Source organism: Shewanella sp. FJAT-51649 (genome assembly GCF_019457435.1).
Classification (GTDB): domain Bacteria; phylum Pseudomonadota; class Gammaproteobacteria; order Enterobacterales; family Shewanellaceae; genus Shewanella; species Shewanella mangrovisoli.
Genome location: NZ_CP080411.1, coordinates 1,018,587 through 1,034,736, shown reverse-complemented (window position 1 = coordinate 1,034,736; position 16,150 = coordinate 1,018,587). Strand labels below are relative to the sequence as shown.

Genomic DNA, 16,150 nt, shown 5'->3' with positions numbered 1-16,150 from the left:
TGATATTTTTAAGAATGCCATACCGAATAAAATAGGCGTTTTCGATAATTTCAATTATGGAAATTTATTTAAAACTTAATTATTTGATCATTATTTTGAAATATTATTCGTCGTCAAAAGAATACGCCTTCATCCTCTTTTAAACGCTAACTCTATTTAAAAATCCTAGCCCTTGGTCGTTTGCGAGATGCTGTAAAACAGTTAAACAAGTTGCCCCATGGTTTTATTTGTATCGCTTACAGCACTGCTTAGTCATTTCGAGTGCAAAAAAATACCGCCCTAGGTGGGCGGTATTCTATGAGTGCAAAACTTAACCTGAGTTAAGTTGTTGTCACTGCAAATTACTTTTTAGCAGGCTCAGCAGCAGGAGCCGCTTGTGCTTTCTCAATTGATTTCAGTTCAACTTCAAAAATCAGGGTTGAGTTTGGTGGAATAGTACCAGTATCACGGTCGCCGTAAGCTAAGTTTGCAGGGATCACAAACTTGTACTTAGCGCCCACAGGCATTAACTGTACGCCTTCGGTCCAGCCTGGAATAACGCGGTTTAATGGGAACTTAGCCGTTTGACCACGCTTGTATGAGCTATCAAACTCAGTGCCGTCAAGCAGAGTACCCACGTAATCCACTTCTACAGTGTCTTCAGCCGCTGGCTTGTCACCAGAACCTGGTGTTAACACTTCGTATTGCAGACCCGATTCAGTGGTCACTACGCCAGGCTTAGCTTTGTTTTCCTCGAGGAACTTTTTACCGTCCTCGATGTTTTTCGCTGCAATGGCTTTAGCTTGTTCTGTGCGTTTGTCGTTTAACTTTTTGTCTAAACCTTGAAGAATGGTTTGCATTTCTTCTTCGGTTAATTTCAGTTGATCATTCAGACCGTTAGTAAAACCAGTCACGATCAGCGCACGGTCAACTGGCAGGCCTAATTCTTCTTGCTCTTTGATATGGCCAGACATATAACGACCGATTGAAGCGCCAACACTGTAGGCTTCTTTTTGTGCTTCAGTCGTTAATTCAACATTTGTGCTTGCATTTGTTGCTTTTTCTTCTTGATTACAAGCAGATAGGCCAATAACAGCCAATGCAACTAACGATAATTTATAAATCGATTTCATTAAAGCTTCCTCAGCATCCTCAAGCGGTTACAATAACCTAAGCGCGACAACTGTATACTAGTTATCTGGGTTATACCAACTAGATTCTGTTATGTGTTAACTGTGATTAATCTCACTCTACCGGACTAGAGACACCAACTTTAGGAGCAAGTTCATGAAGAAAACCCTACTGCTGGTATTTTGCACACTTTTTTTAGCGGCCTGTCAGCCCAAAGCCGATGATATTCGAGTGCTTTCACAGGAGCCATCATACAGCGCGAGCCTCTCTAGCGGCGGCAATATCGCCATTGTCGCCACCCAAAGCCAAGGGGTGCAATGTTGGGACTTAACCACCCATAGCCTCAAGTACCAATGGGTGCATGGCGACCTCAACACTGGCGTCACGGCCACCGCCATTTCCCCTAACGGCGAGTTCGCCGCCTCGTTAAGCCGCGATTCAGTTGCCCTATGGACAATAGCCGACGGCAAATCCCACGGATGGTGGTCGCTGCCCGCCTCGGGTGAGAGTGTCGCTGTGGCTAACAATGGCGCCTTACTGATTGGTTTGAACGATGGCAGCGTGATGTCACTCAATGCCGCTAAAACCGCATTGATAAAATTCTTAGGGCATAAGGAAAGAGTGAATACGGTTGCGCTTTCCGCCGATGGACGCATTGCCCTCTCGGGTTCCAATGATATGCAAGCTATCCTGTGGCAGGCGCAAACGGGGCAGCCTATCCACACTTGGGATATAGGTAGCCGAGTAACTAAGGTGGCACTCAACGACAGCGGCACATTAAGCTTTACCAATGGCAGTACCAATGAGGCGAAGATTTGGGACAACACTAATGGTAAGCTGTTAAATCAATTAGAGATTAAACGTCGGCAAATGACCTTCTCGGCGGTACGTTTCGCCAAGCAAGATACTCAGTTGCTCACAGGCACGCCCGCACGCGAAGTCATACTCTGGCAACGCCAAACGGGTAAACCTATTGCTAAGTGGCAAATTGCGCTGACTAAAAACAGCCAAAACCGAGGAGCCGTTGTATACTCTGTGGCAATTCGAGATACCAATAAAGTAGTTAGTATCAGTAGCCAAGGCCTAGTTGAGACTTGGCAGGAGTAGAGGTTAGTCATGCAAGGCGTACAAGAACAGATTGAAGAGCTGCAAATGAAATTGGCTTTTCAAGAGCTCACGGTCGAAGAGTTAAACCAAGAGGTCATTAAGCTGAACCAGCTCATCGCCAATCAGCAACATCAAATTCAGTTATTGATTGGTAAGTTAAAGGCGATGGAACCCAGCAATATTGCGACCCAAGCCGAAGAAACGCCACCGCCCCATTATTAATGTGATAACGAATAATGGGTAACAAAACCCGCTAACAACACTATGGCCACTAAATATCCAGGGAATGCGATGTTTAAAGATGCGATATCACCCACACCCAGTCAGCCACTGCCTATTGCCGTGGTGGGTGAAGCCATTTTAAAAGAGCACGCCATTGAAGTACGCGACTTCGATACGGCCTTGAGTCAATTAGCTGAGCAGATGGCGCTGAGCATGGTGGCCGCCAAGGGCGTTGGTATTGCCGCACCACAAGTGCACAGTCCACTAGCACTGTTTATCATGGCATCTCGGCCGAACGAGCGTTATCCCGATGCGCCGCTTATGGACCCTGTCGTGGTGGTTAATCCACAGATCTTGTCTGCCTCTGCGGAATTAGTTAGCGGTGAAGAAGGCTGCTTATCGGTTCCCGGACAAAGGTTTAGCATTTGGCGCCACCAGACGATTGTAGTGCGCTATCAAGATCTTGCAGGGCACTGGCAACAAACTGAGTTAACAGGTTTTATTGCTCGTATTTTCCAACACGAGTTTGATCATCTACAAGGGATCACTTTGCTAGAGCGTTCACAAATGCCGGAGCAAACAGTAATGGCGCAAGCAGGTAATCATCAGGCATGAACAGCACCTTCATTCATTCTTTAATCAGACCCACAATCAGCACACTACTGTTCGCGGCCATTTTAGGCTCGAGCGGTTGCGCCTATAACAGTATTTTTATCAATTATCCGGCGCAAATTGCACCGATAAAACAAGAGCTCAATACCGCAACGCCCATGGCGGATATCGAGAAATTAGCCAGCAATATCCAAGGTAACGATGGCCTACTCTACGCCCAAGAAGCGGGACGCGTGGCACAGGTGGCCGGAGATTTTGCCAGCAGCCGTAAGTACTATCAGCAAGCGGTAGATGCCTATACAGCCTTCGATGATAAAGCCAAGATCAGCGCCAGCGACATAGGTGCAACGGCTAGCAGCTTAGTGTTAAACGATAATGCCATCCCCTATCGCGGCCCTGGCTATGAGCGCATTATGCTGCACCAATATCAAGCCTTGAATTACCTGTTCAGCGGTGACTATCAAGGCGCATTGGTGGAAGTTCGCCGCAGTAATGAGCTGCAAGGCTCTGAGCAGGAACGTTATCAAAAATCGCAAAAATCCGTGCAGGCTATGGCCAATGGCACCATAGATGCCGAAGTGAATAAGCTCGGTCAAGCCGCAGGCACAGTGACAAGCTCCTTCCTCAATGCCTACAGCTACTACACTACGGGTCTGTTGCATGAAGTATTAGGCGAGCCAAACGATGCCTTTATCGACTACCGTAAAGCGGCGCAAATCACTCCAGATAACACTTATTTGCAACAGGATTTAGTGCGTCTAGCCAAACAACTTGGCATGCCGCAATACGATGAGTTTAAAAAGCGCTGGGGCGATGCCCAGCTTCCCAAGGCGGGTGAAGGCCAAGTCATTCTTATGGTCGAAAAGGGCTTTGTACCCGAAAAACAAGCGCTCACAGTGCCCTTCACTATCCATGGCAACTGGCAAACTGTGTCCCTCGCTACCTATGGACCGAACAATAACTTTGTCGCCGAAACCCAAGTACAAGGCTTAGGCACAGTGCTTAAAACCGAGCCCATCGCCAATATCGATGCCTTAGCGATTAATGCGCTCAAGGAAGATTTGCCCGGCACCTTAGTTCGCCAAGTCGCGCGGGTATATGCCAAATCGGAAATGGCCTATCAGGTCGAAAAAAGCGGTAAGCCCGGTAACAATGCCGCCGATATTGGCAGTATCGCGATGCAGATTTTTAACGTAGTCACCGAACAGGCGGACCGCCGCAGTTGGTTGACCCTGCCGAAACAAGCGCAAATTGGCAGACGTTATCTCAATCCGGGGGAATACACGCTGCAGTTAGACAAAGCACCACCGGCCAAAATTGACGTTGCCGCAGGCAAGACCACCTTGGTCTGGGCAATTGATACTGGTAATTACACCCGAATTTATTCAATAATCATTTAACCTAGCGGTGAATGTTTGAATAAAACGAGTGTCATTAAGTTTTTACAATCACAAAATGGAACTGACTATGAAACAATTTAAACTGATTTTTGTGCTGGCTGCCGTAATGGGTCTGGCTGCATGTCAATCGAAAGTCGAGTATGGCGATGCCACAGAAGTGGAAACCGTTAACGTAAACTTTGGCTCAACGGATCTGCAAGCCATCGCCGCTAAGATGGTCGATAGCATGATGACTTTCCCACCTATCGTAGCAATGACGGCGAACAACCGCCCAATTTTGTTTGTCGATAGCATCAAAAACAAAACCTCTGAGCATATCGATACTGAATCAGTAACCGACTCTATCAGCAACAAGTTACTGCGCTCAGGCAAGTTCCGTTTTATCGATATGACAAAAGTCGATTCAGTTCGTAAGCAACTGGATTACCAAAACAATACCGGTATGGTTGACCCATCAACCGCCATCAAGTTTGGCCGTCAAATCGGTGCCCAGTACATGCTGTATGGCAACCTGTCTAGCATCGTTAAGCAAGATGGCAGCACTAAAGACGTTTACTACAAGATGACTATGCGTCTGATGGACTTAGAAACAGGCCTTATCGAATGGTCTGACGAAAAAGAAATCCGTAAGACAAAGTCTAAGTCTTTCTTAGGTATGTAATCTCGCTCAGCCCCATGGGCTAAAGCCGAAATACTCAAAAAAAGCCAGCATTTTCGCTGGCTTTTTTTTACATTTTTAACATTGGTTATCCATGCTAAATAAGGTAGTGTACTCGGCCAAAATACCCAGGATGGGTGCCGCTTTTGAACGGGATAAGTTTGCCACTTCACAGTGCCTAAACTTACCAGCCTGCGCCGCATCCAAGCCACAAATAAAGTAAATCGTTGAAGGATTGAAGTCGTGAATTTGTTTAAAGCCAGCCTAGTCGCCCTCACCTGCTCGGCCCTGATGTCGTGCGCCGTACAAAGTCCGTTAAATACGGGCCCTAGGGATGCCAGCCCTTATATCAGCCAATATCAGGCGAGCTTACGTTCACAGGTGATTTCGAATGTGCATTATGAGCTGGATTTTCAACTGACTGGCGACACTGAGTTTAGCGCCACCACTAAGGTCCATTTCAATCTCAGCGAAGTGCCTAAGCAATTGAGCCTCGATTTAAACAAGGCACAAATTAAGCGCTTTTTGATTAACGGCACCGTGGTTTACCCTAATTACAATGGCGCCTATATCAGCCTGAACACCCGTTTACTGTCGTCGGGCGACAACACGGTCGAAGTGCAATTTACTCGCGCCCACAGCACCAATGGTGAAGGTTTACACCGTTTCCAAGACCCAGTCGATGGCAAGGTCTACCTGTACTCACACTTCGAACCTGCTGCGGCGCAGCAAATGTTTGCGGTGTTCGACCAACCCGATTTAAAAGCCAACTATAAAATCAGCGTAACCGCGCCGAAGGACTGGCAAGTGATCAGCACCATGCGCGAGTCTTCAGTCACACCTGCAGGGGCAATAAATCGTTGGGAATTTCCTGAAACACCTAAGTTAAGCCCGTATAACTTCTCGATGCATGCAGGGCCATACCATATGTGGCAGGATAATTCAGGCCGCTATCCAATGCGTTTATTTGCACGCCAATCTGTGGCTAACCAAGTCACGCCTGAGGATTGGTTTACCTATACTAAACAAGGCTTAAACTTCTTTGATGCCTATTTTGGTATCCCTTACCCCTTTAAAAAGTACGATCAACTCTTAGTACCAGATTTCCTCTACGGTGCGATGGAAAATGCTGGCGCAGTGACCTTTGCCGAAGATCATTTCCTCCACAAAGCGGCAATGACCGCAGAGCAAAAACAAAGCTTAGCCGGCGTTATCATGCATGAGATGGCACACCAATGGTTTGGCGATCTAGTCACCATGAAATGGTGGAATGGCCTGTGGTTAAACGAGAGTTTTGCTTCTTTTATGGGCACACTCGCCACCCAAGAAGCCACCGAATTTACCAACGCTTGGCGCAGTTTTTACGCCCAAGGCAAACAGCGCGCCTATGAGCAAGATAGCCTAGTGACCACGCATCCTATCGAAGTGCCCGTGGCGACCACCCAAAATGCCTTCGATAATATCGATGCCATCACCTATCAAAAAGGCGCCTCGACCCTCAAGCAGTTACGCCATTTGCTCGGCGATCTGGTGTTCCAGCGCGGCGTGAGTAACTACTTAAAGCAATACAGCTATCAAAATGCCGAGCTGGATGACTTTATCAATAGCCTAGCCAAAGCCGCTGGCCGAGACTTAAGCGCCTGGACGAAGGACTGGCTCTACAGTGCGGGAGTCAACACCATCAAGGCCGAGTACCGCTGTGACGGCAACCGCATCAGCGAATTTAGCCTGTTGCAGTATCCTGCCAGCAGCGAACTGCCGACACTCAGGGAGCAGAAAGTCCAAATCGCCCTGTTCACTAAGGGACGCTTCGATTTAAGACATGAGACCACAGTACCAGTCACCTACAAGGGCGAACGCACTGAGGTGAAGCAATTAGTCGGTGAGCGTTGTCCAGATTTGGTTTACCCCAACTACGATGACTGGGGCTTTGTGAAGGTGCAACTCGATGACAAATCCTTCGACACCGCTAAGCAACAGTTAAGCCGTGTTACAGATCCGCTGCTGCGTTCTATGCTGTGGCAAAGCCTGTGGGACAGTGTGCGTGAAGGCAACCTGAGCCTAGATCAATACTTAAGCACGGTATTCGTCAACGCCCCTGCGGAGAATGACTACACTGTGGTCGGCCAGATTATTTCGAGCTTGCTACGCAGTAAAGAATACCTCGCACAAATCGCGCCGATTCAGCAAAACTATGCTGAAAACGCGGTCAAAGGCTTAGCGCAAATGAGCCTTCGTAAGACCATGGAGAGCCGAGGCGACAATGACTTCCAGCGCCGCTGGTTCAATGCCTATATCCAGTTGGCTGGCGATCGCGACAGTCTGCGTCACTTAGCGCAATTGCTAGATGGCACAACCAAAATCAAGGGCTTAACTTTAGACCAAGATCTACGCTGGGCCATCATCACTCAGCTGAATCGCTACGACTTCCCGAATGCGCAGCAACGTATTACCCAAGAAGCCGCCCGCGATAACTCAGATTCGGGTGAAAAAGCCGCATTGGCCGCCCAAGTTATCCGCCCAGAAGCAGCCGCAAAACGTCGCTGGTTGAGTAAAGTCCACGCCGACGCCCTGCCGTTTGCTAAACAGCGCATCATTATGGAAAACCTCTATCCTGCGGAGCAAAAACTCTTAAGCGCAGCGACCGCCGAAGAGCGCCTCGCCAACTTAGGGGATATGGATAAAAAAGGCCCAGTATTTATGCGTAGCTACAGCCGTAACTTGATCCCAACCGACTGTAACTACACCAGTATTGCCGCCTTGGATAAAGTGCTGGATAGCCAAACTGGATTATCGAATCTTGCCCGCCGCACCCTGTTAGAGACTCGCCAAGCCGAGCAGCGCTGTGTACTGATTAAGAATAAAATGACCCATTGATAAATCGGTTCATCATCCATAAAAAAGAGGCTCATGGGAGCCTCTTTTTTATGCGTCCATCTTACATTTTATTGGATAAGTTCTGGTAAAACGTCAACAAATCCTCAAAGGCCAAAGGCTTCGAATAAAAATACCCTTGATGTTGATATACCCCTTTGGCAGCCAAATACTCTACCTGCGCTTGGGTTTCGACACCTTCGGCCACCATATCCATCTGTGACTCACGGCCAAAGGCAATAATGGCATCGAGTACCGCGCCCTTTAAGTCCTGCGTGCCTATGGTATCGGTAAACATCTTGTCGATTTTGATGCTGTTAATCCCAAGCCGCTGCAAATAACTAAAACCACCAAAGCCTGTGCCAAAATCGTCCAGTTTAAAGTCATGGCACAGGGGAGTGACCGCCTTCATTTCGGCCAAGGCTAATTCGAATTGTGTGATGGGTTTACGCTCGGTCAACTCGAAGGAAATTCGCTTAGCTCTAGGATCGGGGTGAGACGAAAACCATTGACTGAGTAAACCCGATTCTAAATGTTGGGCGACAATATTAACGCTGACCCAGCCCTTAAGCTGAGGCAAGTCCTGATATACCTGCTCCAAAATCAGATCGGTGATCGGCAGGATTAATCCCGAATCTTCGGCATAGGGAATAAACTGATTCGGCTGAACGAGCACGCCATCGAACCTTCGCCAACGGACTAACATTTCCTGACCGACCACCTCGCCGCTGCGACAATCGATAATAGGTTGATAGTAAGGAATAAACTCTTTACGACTAATGCCCTTTTGGATCAGAATTCCCATAGACACCCGAGCCGATTGCCAATTCCAATAAAAAATCACCGCTAAAAAGGCCACAATAAGCGCAGAGATAAACAATACAATCCCAACCCGAGAAGCCTCCCGCCAATAAAGCTCATCCCCCGCTCTCAAGGTCAAAGTCACATCTAATACGCTGATATAACGCGAATCTTCGATAAAGGTTTGGGTTTGCAGTAAATCTTCAACGCCTCGCTCGAGGGAGGAAAGACCTTGGTAACCAATCATTAATTGGTAACAACCATGGCACAGAGTAGATAGGGTTTCGTTATAGACAGAGCTATTAGTGAGCACCACTAACCTCTGCTCACCAAGATGAAAAATATAAGCGATGCTGCGGGCTCTATCATTGGCGGCGACTGTGGTGGCAATATCCACCAATTGCGAATCGATAAATAGGCTGCGAAATCGGTCAAACTGATAATGCACAGGCGGGCCAATATTGGAGCATTGCCGACCATCGGCGAGTTCGAGTTGAATAAAGCGTACGATTGCGGGGCTCAGTGAGGGGCTATTCAGTAGGGCAATATCCTCTGAATCACAACTAAAAGATAACTCGACAAACGCCTGCTCAACACTGCGCTGCTCAAAACCATCTAAACCACTCGCAAAATCGGTGGCAATATTATCGAGATCTTGGGTAAATCTTTTCTCCATGCTGTAAGACGTTAACCAAGGTTGCAGTGCGCTCGCCAGCAGGATAGGCAAAATAAATAACAGGCTTGTATGTAGCCAAGGATTTAAGCACCAGCGCGGAAAATTCCATTTCATATAGGTCACTCATTGTATTAATCGGTGCTGTTTGCACTAACTGATCGTTCCCTCAGCGTATGCTCCATAGCGACTAAAAGCTGTGCAATAAATCAAATTCGTCATGTTAGCGGTATAAACTCCTATAAAAGCAATTAGCTAACTCAATTGACTATTTGCCGAGATTACACTCACAGCGCCATGAATTCCAATTTCAACCGTCATAAAAAGAGTGACTTATCTATTCATGCTTTCACACTTTCAGCCGCTATACTCTATTAACGTTAGACAGCTAACGGAATTTAAAGGAATTACATATGAGATCAACACTCAAAACCCGCTTACTCTTTAGTAGTCTCTTCGCCGTTCTCATTACTGTCGCAGTGCTGGTAAGCATTTCAAGTTACTTCATTAGAAATAATGCCTTAGAAAACACTCAACATGAAATTGACCAACTGGCGAACACCTTTGCCGAAGGGATTGGACTGTGGATGCAAGATAGAAAAATGGCCATCACCAGTCTTAAAAAGACCATAGAGGCCGATCCCAGTGTGCAGATCACCCCTTATTTATTACAAGCCCATAATGGTATGGGATTCGCGCTGACCTATTTTGGAGATGAACAAGGCAACATGTATCGCCAAGATCCTGCGCTTAACGTCGCTAACTATGACCCCAGAATTCGTCCTTGGTATATGGATGCCAAAGCCGCCAATGCCATTGTGATGACGGCCCCCTATGTCAGCGCCACCTTAAAAAAACAAGTAGTGACCATTGCCGAACCTGTGATGGTCTCGGGTAGCCTATTCGGGGTGGCAGCAGCTAACCTCACCATAGATCAACTCACAGATGCGGTGCAGCGCCTTCAAGTGCCAGGCAAAGGCTACACCATCATGGTGGACAAGACAGGGCTTATCATTAGCCATCCTAAAAGCCAGCTCAATAACGAACAACTCAATAAAATCGATAACAGTTTTACCCCGAGCTGGTTATCTCAACGTGCCAACGCCAATACCCTAGAAGAGCGCGAACTCGATGGCGAGACCCAACTTATTTATGTTGCAGCTGTGCCATCCACCGATTGGGAATTGGTTTTCGTAATGAATAAAGACGAAATCATGTCGCAGGCCACCACACTCGCCTGGTGGATGTCCGCCGTCGGTGCTGGCTTACTGGTGATTTTCGGCTTAGTTCTAGTCGCCATCTTCAAGATCCAATTTAAAGACTTAGAACGCGTTGCCTTGGCACTCAATGATATTGCCGAAGGGGATGGTGACCTGACGGTGAGAATTCACACCGCCAACAGCCACGACGAGATTGGCATCTTAGCCTCGGGCTTTAACCGCTTCGTCGAGCGTCTGCACGGCATGATCTCAAGAATGCACAAGATTGCAGGCCAACTGGAATATCAAGCTCAAGGCAGTAGCGCCTCGGCCACAGATAATAGCCAGCGCATCGCCGTACAGCAGGACGAAGTGACTATGGTAGCCACCGCTGTGACTGAAATGGCCAGTGCCACCGAAGAGATTGCCAGCAATGCCGAACACACAGCGCAAACGGCGCAAGATGCGGTTGGTCTGTCGAACCACGGCCAAAAACAAGTGATGCAGAGTCAACAATCAATCCGTAACTTAGCCAACGAGGTCGAAACTGCGGGCCGTATTATCAGCGAGTTAAACGAACACTCGCAGAAAATTAATAGCATCCTGCTCACCATCAGTGGCATTGCCGAACAAACCAACTTACTGGCGCTGAACGCCGCCATTGAAGCCGCCCGCGCCGGTGAACAAGGTCGTGGCTTTGCCGTCGTAGCCGACGAAGTACGCGTGTTGTCGCAGCGCACTCACTCCTCGACCCAAGAAATTCAAGCCATGATCGAAACCTTACAGCAAACTGCGGGTAAGGCGGTTAAATCTATGACTCAAAGTCATGATATGGCTGAAACCAGTGTCGCCGACGCTAACTCGGCCAGTGAGAGCCTGCTACAGATCAGCAAAGCTATTAATGAGATCTCGGATATGGCGAGCCAAATTGCCACGGCCGCAGAGGAGCAAACCTCGGTCACCAGCGAAATTAACCGGAATACAGAATCGATTCGTGAGGTCTCTGAAAACCTCTCTATCGAAGCACAAAGCTCTATGGTTCAGGCGCAGGAATTGGCTCACTTAGCCGCCTCGCTGCAACAGGAAGTTGGCCGCTTTAAGCTATAAATGCAGCAACGGCTTATGCCGTAACGCATAGCAACGCTATAAAAAATCCCCGATAATCTTAAACTTATCGGGGATTTTTATTTATGCTAAAACTATCTCTTAAACACTTAGAGATGATGCGGGCTCAAGGATTCAAAATAGCTGGTCTTTAAGCCTTGATAGCCCATTTCAACCCGATTCCCCCCATTACGCTTCGCCTTATACATCGCCGAATCGGCGCAGGACAGCAGCTGTTTTTCATCCTTACCGTGTTCGGGATAAAGGGCAATGCCTATGCTGGGCAAAATATGGATCTGTTGATTGACTAATTCGAAGGGGTGATTAAGCACTTCAAGAATTTTTTGGGCAACGAACAGGGTATTCTGCGCCGAATCGACACGCTCCAATAGGATCACAAACTCATCGCCTCCAAAACGAGCAACCGTATCAGAGTTTCTGACGCAGCCCAAAATCCGCTGGGCGGTGATTTGCAGTAACAGGTCGCCCACACCATGGCCATAGGTATCATTCACCCATTTAAACTTGTCTAAGTCTAAATAGAGTAAGGAGAAATAGCTCGACTCACGATTTGCGCGTGATAGCGCCTTCTGGAATCTGTCATAAAACAACTCACGATTTGGCAAATGGGTAAGTTGGTCATAAAGCGCAATATGCTCTAAACGCGCCAACATCTGCCGCCGCTCAATCGCGAAGGCGATTTGGGTCGACACAAATTCCACCAGCTCGCAATCTTGCTTAGTGTAGGCCCGAGAATCCGGGGTGCTATGCATGATCAGCGCGCCAATTATGCCCTTTTGTAGCTTTAGCGGGACCCCAAGCCAGCTAATAGGTTGATTTTGAAAATCTTGCTCCTGAGCATGGGAAACTGGCATGGCAACCGGACAAATCAGCAGTGACTCGGCGCTTTGGATCACTTGTTCGGTAAACAGATCGAAGCTGGCACACTGCGCCCGATTCTGCTCGCCAACCCAAACACGATAAGGAAAATCCAGATCATTAAGATCTTGATCATAAAGCGCAATGGCAAAATTCGCCGCCGGTAATAACTTGGCCATGATCTGATGAATATGCCGATACAGGGCTAAGAGATCTTCAGCCACATGCACGGCTTCTGAAATTTCATAGAGCGCGGCTTGGCGCCGCTCGGCAATTTTATTCTTAGTGATATCACGAGCCACGGCAATCCGCTGCTGACGGTCCTCGGACCAACGGGCGGACCAAAGAATATCGACGAGTGTACCGTCTTTTCGTACATAACGGTTTTCAAAGTCGAGCTTAAAACGCCCTTCCATTATGTCATTGGCTGCGGCGAGAGTCCGTTCCCTGTCCGGTGGATAGACAAGATCTAACATCTGCATGCCGAGCATTTCGTCCGGGGTATAACCAAAAATACGTTCGGCCCCCGCACTGACAAACTCAAAGTGCCCCGTTTTATCGACGACACAGATGGCATCCAATAGCAGATCAACAAATTGGCTTAGGGAAGTATAACCATCGTTTTTCACACAACTCTCCAACCATGCCTGCGGCTCATATACATCTTCATACTGAGTCAATTTATCCCCAGTCGTTAAAGCTCTCACCACACAATAACATACTATTAGAGTAGGTTAATTATTATGACAGTTCCATGCGGCCTTAAACACTAAGCCAAGCACTGTAAGTTGTGGGCAAAAGCGATTTGACCTATATAAAGGGATTTGAGCACAATACTCACATAAAGCGGCGATGATAAGCCCGCAACGCTGTTTTATCCATTGAATATCAGGTAATAAGCTTAACTAGGAGCATTTTTGGCGTCACTCAAGTCCCCTTCCCATAGCGCGCGACATTTACGTCTCGGGCTTGCCATGTGGTCGCATAACCACTGGCAAGAAAGTGTTTATGGTTCAAGCACTAAACAGGCAGACAGACTTGCTCGCTATGCCAGTATCTTCAACACAGTGGAAGGTAACACCAGCTTTTACGCGACGCCAAATGCCCATACTGTGATGAATTGGCACAGTGCCACCCCTGATGATTTTCGCTTTACCTTCAAACTGCCACAGACCATCACCCATCAAAGACAGTTGCAGGATTGTCAGCAAGAGTTATTGGCTTTCTTCCAAGTGATGTCACCCTTGGTCGAAAAAACCGGTTTGTGGAAAATTCAGCTCCCCGCCGCCTTCGGCCCCGAACAATTGCCTGCATTAGCACGTTTTTTTGATCTTTTACCGCAAGGTTTAACTTATGGCGTAGAGGTTCGCCATTTAGCATTTTTTGCCAAGGGAGACGCCGAGCGCGCGCTAAATCGCCTGCTGATGGACAGACAAGTCAATCGCATCATCATGGACAGTCGGCCGCTATTTGCCCTGCCGCCCGCCAACGAGGCGATTATCGATGCCCATAAGAAAAAGCCTCAGGTGCCCGTTCACGCTATCGCGACCGCCCATACGCCCGTGGTGCGTTTTATTGGCCAAACGGATGGCACGATTGAAGCCTTAGCGGCGAGCAACGAGAGATTGCAGGTGAAGAATAACGATAGCTTTTTTAACAATTGGTTGCGGCAACTCGCACTGTGGATAAAAGAGGGTCGCGAGCCTTATCTCTTTATCCATACGCCCGATAACCAAACCGCGCCCGAATTAGCGGTACGTTTATACCAGCAGTTGCAGCAACAGTTGGCCGATGAGGTCAGCTTACCTACGATTCAGTTGCATAAGGCCTTGGCACAATCCACAGCGCAGATGCAACTGACCTGGTAAAGGGTATTGAGCTTAACCCCAGAGCACGTTAGCCAAGATAAACACCAAGGCCGATAAGAGCATGGTAATCGGCAGTGTCAGCACCCAAGCCAATAAAATCTGCTTAATGGTTTGGCTTTGTAAGCCTGAACGATTGGCCACCATAGTGCCCGCCACCGCCGATGACAGAATATGGGTGGTTGAAACGGGCATGCCCGTCACGCTGGCGATCCCAATCGATGCCGCCGCCGTCACCTGCGCCGCAATTCCTTGGCTGTAGGTCATCCCCGAGGAGCCTATCTTCTCACCCACCGTATAAACAATGCGGCGCCAACCCACTAAGGTGCCACAGCCCAAGGCCGTGGCAATCGCCACTATCACCCACAAAGGCGCGTATTCGGTCGGCTTAGTTAAATCCTTACGCCATTTATTGAGTGAGGTTAACTCCTTGGCGGGTAAGTCTAATTTTGCCACTTTGCGCGCAGTATCATCAATGCAAAGCAGTAAGCGTCGCACTTCACGTCGCTCCGCGACACTCATCTCTTGAAAACTGCTGGCCTTATCTAAACGGCGATCGAGCAGCGACATGGCTGGTAACACGGTTTGTGCCGAGCAGTGGCTCAGTAAAGTGTCTGTCACATTCACTTGGGCTTTAACATCCACGAGATCGCTAATCACAGCTTGATTGCGGCTATATATCGCCATAATGCGACGGTTAGCATCTTGCGTTCTCGCCAAATCGTAGGATTGGCTGCTCATGTCGAGGGCAAAATACGCCGGCGCCATACAGATCAGCACCAGCATCACTAAGCCAATGCCCTTCTGGCCATCGTTGGAACCGTGGGCGAAGCTCACCCCCATGGCCGAGGCTATCAGGCTGACGCGCGCCCAGAACGGCGGATGGCGTTTACCATTAATTTGAAATTGCTCATCTGGGGTGCGGTGGATCTTGTGTTTTTGCCACACGAACTTCATTAGTAACAACAGTATCCCCGCCAGCACAAACCCGAGCGTGGGCGAGATGATCAGCGACAGCATGATCTGCGTGGCTTTGGTAAGGTTGATACCATGCAGTACAGGTTCATTGTGTATCCAAGCGAATGCGCCACCAACACCCATAATCGAGCCAATCAGGGTATGGGAACTGGAGGCCGGAATGCCAAAATACCAGGTGCCTAAGTTCCAAATAATGGCCGAGAAGAGTAGCGAGAACACCATCAACAACCCTTGGGTTGAGTCCATTCCCAGTAAAGAATCGACGGGCAAGAGATGCACTATGGCATAGGCCACGCCAAGTCCACCGAGCAGCACTCCAGCAAAGTTGAACAGGGCTGAAGAAATCACCGCGAGGTTGGCAGGCATTGCCTTGGTGTAGATGACTGTGGCAACAGCATTGGCGGTATCGTGGAAACCATTGATAAATTCGTAGGCCAGCACAAATAATACCGCCAGCACTAAAGCTACCGACCAACCCAGGCCGATAGAAGACAATATCTCAAACATGAATCGCTAACCTATTACGAGGACGCCACAGATTACGCCTAAGGTTGGCCTCTTTGACAGTGAAAAATTATTTAGATTTGCAAAAAGTGAATCAGTCCTCAATAACTCCGAGTCAGGCTTGCATTTAACAAATCCGCTAAAACAAAAACGCCAGCACAGGG

12 protein-coding genes are annotated in these 16,150 nt (G+C 48.2%); 8 read left to right on the top strand and 4 right to left on the bottom strand.

Going from position 1 to position 16,150, the window contains the following annotated elements; translation table 11 throughout:
* Window positions 1-341: 341 nt before the first annotated feature.
* Window positions 342-1,112 (bottom strand): FKBP-type peptidyl-prolyl cis-trans isomerase, encoded by a 771-nt coding sequence (fkpA, locus tag K0H59_RS04560; protein ID WP_011716036.1) that lies wholly within the window; start codon window positions 1,110-1,112, stop codon window positions 342-344.
* A 154-nt stretch (window positions 1,113-1,266) separates the two neighbouring features.
* On the opposite strand from fkpA, the gene K0H59_RS04555 reads away from it, so the two are divergent.
* From K0H59_RS04555 to pepN, 6 genes are all read left to right on the top strand, one after another.
* Window positions 1,267-2,217 carry a WD40 repeat domain-containing protein gene (locus K0H59_RS04555; RefSeq protein WP_220054787.1) on the top strand — a complete coding sequence of 317 codons (951 nt, stop codon included), beginning with the start codon at window positions 1,267-1,269 and terminating at the stop codon, window positions 2,215-2,217.
* A 9-nt stretch (window positions 2,218-2,226) separates the two neighbouring features.
* Window positions 2,227-2,439: a SlyX family protein gene (locus tag K0H59_RS04550; RefSeq protein ID WP_011716034.1), complete on the top strand. Its 213-nt coding sequence runs from the start codon at window positions 2,227-2,229 to the stop codon at window positions 2,437-2,439.
* 69 nt (window positions 2,440-2,508) lie between these two features.
* Window positions 2,509-3,054: a peptide deformylase gene (def, locus tag K0H59_RS04545; protein ID WP_220054786.1), complete on the top strand. Its 546-nt coding sequence runs from the start codon at window positions 2,509-2,511 to the stop codon at window positions 3,052-3,054.
* Window positions 3,051-4,451, top strand: a complete 1,401-nt coding sequence (locus K0H59_RS04540) for a COG3014 family protein (RefSeq protein ID WP_220054785.1) — start codon at window positions 3,051-3,053, stop codon at window positions 4,449-4,451. The genes def and K0H59_RS04540 overlap by 4 nt, the downstream gene beginning before the upstream one ends.
* A gap of 67 nt (window positions 4,452-4,518) precedes the next feature.
* Window positions 4,519-5,112 carry a penicillin-binding protein activator LpoB gene (gene lpoB / locus K0H59_RS04535; RefSeq protein WP_220054784.1) on the top strand — a complete coding sequence of 198 codons (594 nt, stop codon included), beginning with the start codon at window positions 4,519-4,521 and terminating at the stop codon, window positions 5,110-5,112.
* Between the two features lie 240 nt (window positions 5,113-5,352).
* Entirely contained in the window at window positions 5,353-7,986 is a 2,634-nt protein-coding gene (gene pepN / locus K0H59_RS04530) for an aminopeptidase N (RefSeq protein ID WP_220054783.1), read from the top strand.
* A 61-nt stretch (window positions 7,987-8,047) separates the two neighbouring features.
* On the opposite strand, the gene K0H59_RS04525 is transcribed toward pepN, so the two are convergent.
* A complete protein-coding gene (locus tag K0H59_RS04525; protein WP_220054782.1) occupies window positions 8,048-9,574 on the bottom strand; it encodes an EAL domain-containing protein in 1,527 nt (508 codons plus the stop codon).
* A gap of 296 nt (window positions 9,575-9,870) precedes the next feature.
* On the opposite strand from K0H59_RS04525, the gene K0H59_RS04520 reads away from it, so the two are divergent.
* Window positions 9,871-11,763: a methyl-accepting chemotaxis protein gene (locus K0H59_RS04520; protein ID WP_088210961.1), complete on the top strand. Its 1,893-nt coding sequence runs from the start codon at window positions 9,871-9,873 to the stop codon at window positions 11,761-11,763.
* Window positions 11,764-11,870: 107 nt separating this feature from the next.
* On the opposite strand, the gene K0H59_RS04515 is transcribed toward K0H59_RS04520, so the two are convergent.
* Complete coding sequence (locus tag K0H59_RS04515; RefSeq protein ID WP_088210962.1) at window positions 11,871-13,268, bottom strand: diguanylate cyclase domain-containing protein; 1,398 nt, start codon at window positions 13,266-13,268, stop codon at window positions 11,871-11,873.
* 345 nt (window positions 13,269-13,613) lie between these two features.
* Between K0H59_RS04515 and K0H59_RS04510 the strand changes: the two genes are divergently transcribed.
* Entirely contained in the window at window positions 13,614-14,507 is an 894-nt protein-coding gene (locus K0H59_RS04510; protein ID WP_088210963.1) for a DUF72 domain-containing protein, read from the top strand.
* A 12-nt stretch (window positions 14,508-14,519) separates the two neighbouring features.
* Here the strand turns inward: K0H59_RS04510 and K0H59_RS04505 are convergent, their stop codons facing one another.
* Window positions 14,520-15,989, bottom strand: a complete 1,470-nt coding sequence (locus tag K0H59_RS04505) for an inorganic phosphate transporter (protein ID WP_088210964.1) — start codon at window positions 15,987-15,989, stop codon at window positions 14,520-14,522.
* Window positions 15,990-16,150 lie beyond the last annotated feature (161 nt).

Excerpts from the sequence above, each read along its gene's own strand:
- fkpA (WP_011716036.1), bottom strand. The coding sequence starts at position 1,112 with ATGAAATCGATTTATAAATTATCGTTAGTTGCATTGGCTGTTATTGGC.
- K0H59_RS04555 (WP_220054787.1), top strand. The coding sequence starts at position 1,267 with ATGAAGAAAACCCTACTGCTGGTATTTTGCACACTTTTTTTAGCGGCC.
- K0H59_RS04550 (WP_011716034.1), top strand. The coding sequence starts at position 2,227 with ATGCAAGGCGTACAAGAACAGATTGAAGAGCTGCAAATGAAATTGGCT.
- def (WP_220054786.1), top strand. The coding sequence starts at position 2,509 with ATGTTTAAAGATGCGATATCACCCACACCCAGTCAGCCACTGCCTATT.
- K0H59_RS04540 (WP_220054785.1), top strand. The coding sequence starts at position 3,051 with ATGAACAGCACCTTCATTCATTCTTTAATCAGACCCACAATCAGCACA.
- lpoB (WP_220054784.1), top strand. The coding sequence starts at position 4,519 with ATGAAACAATTTAAACTGATTTTTGTGCTGGCTGCCGTAATGGGTCTG.
- K0H59_RS04525 (WP_220054782.1), bottom strand. The coding sequence starts at position 9,574 with ATGAAATGGAATTTTCCGCGCTGGTGCTTAAATCCTTGGCTACATACA.
- K0H59_RS04520 (WP_088210961.1), top strand. The coding sequence starts at position 9,871 with ATGAGATCAACACTCAAAACCCGCTTACTCTTTAGTAGTCTCTTCGCC.
- K0H59_RS04510 (WP_088210963.1), top strand. The coding sequence starts at position 13,614 with ATGTGGTCGCATAACCACTGGCAAGAAAGTGTTTATGGTTCAAGCACT.
- K0H59_RS04505 (WP_088210964.1), bottom strand. The coding sequence starts at position 15,989 with ATGTTTGAGATATTGTCTTCTATCGGCCTGGGTTGGTCGGTAGCTTTA.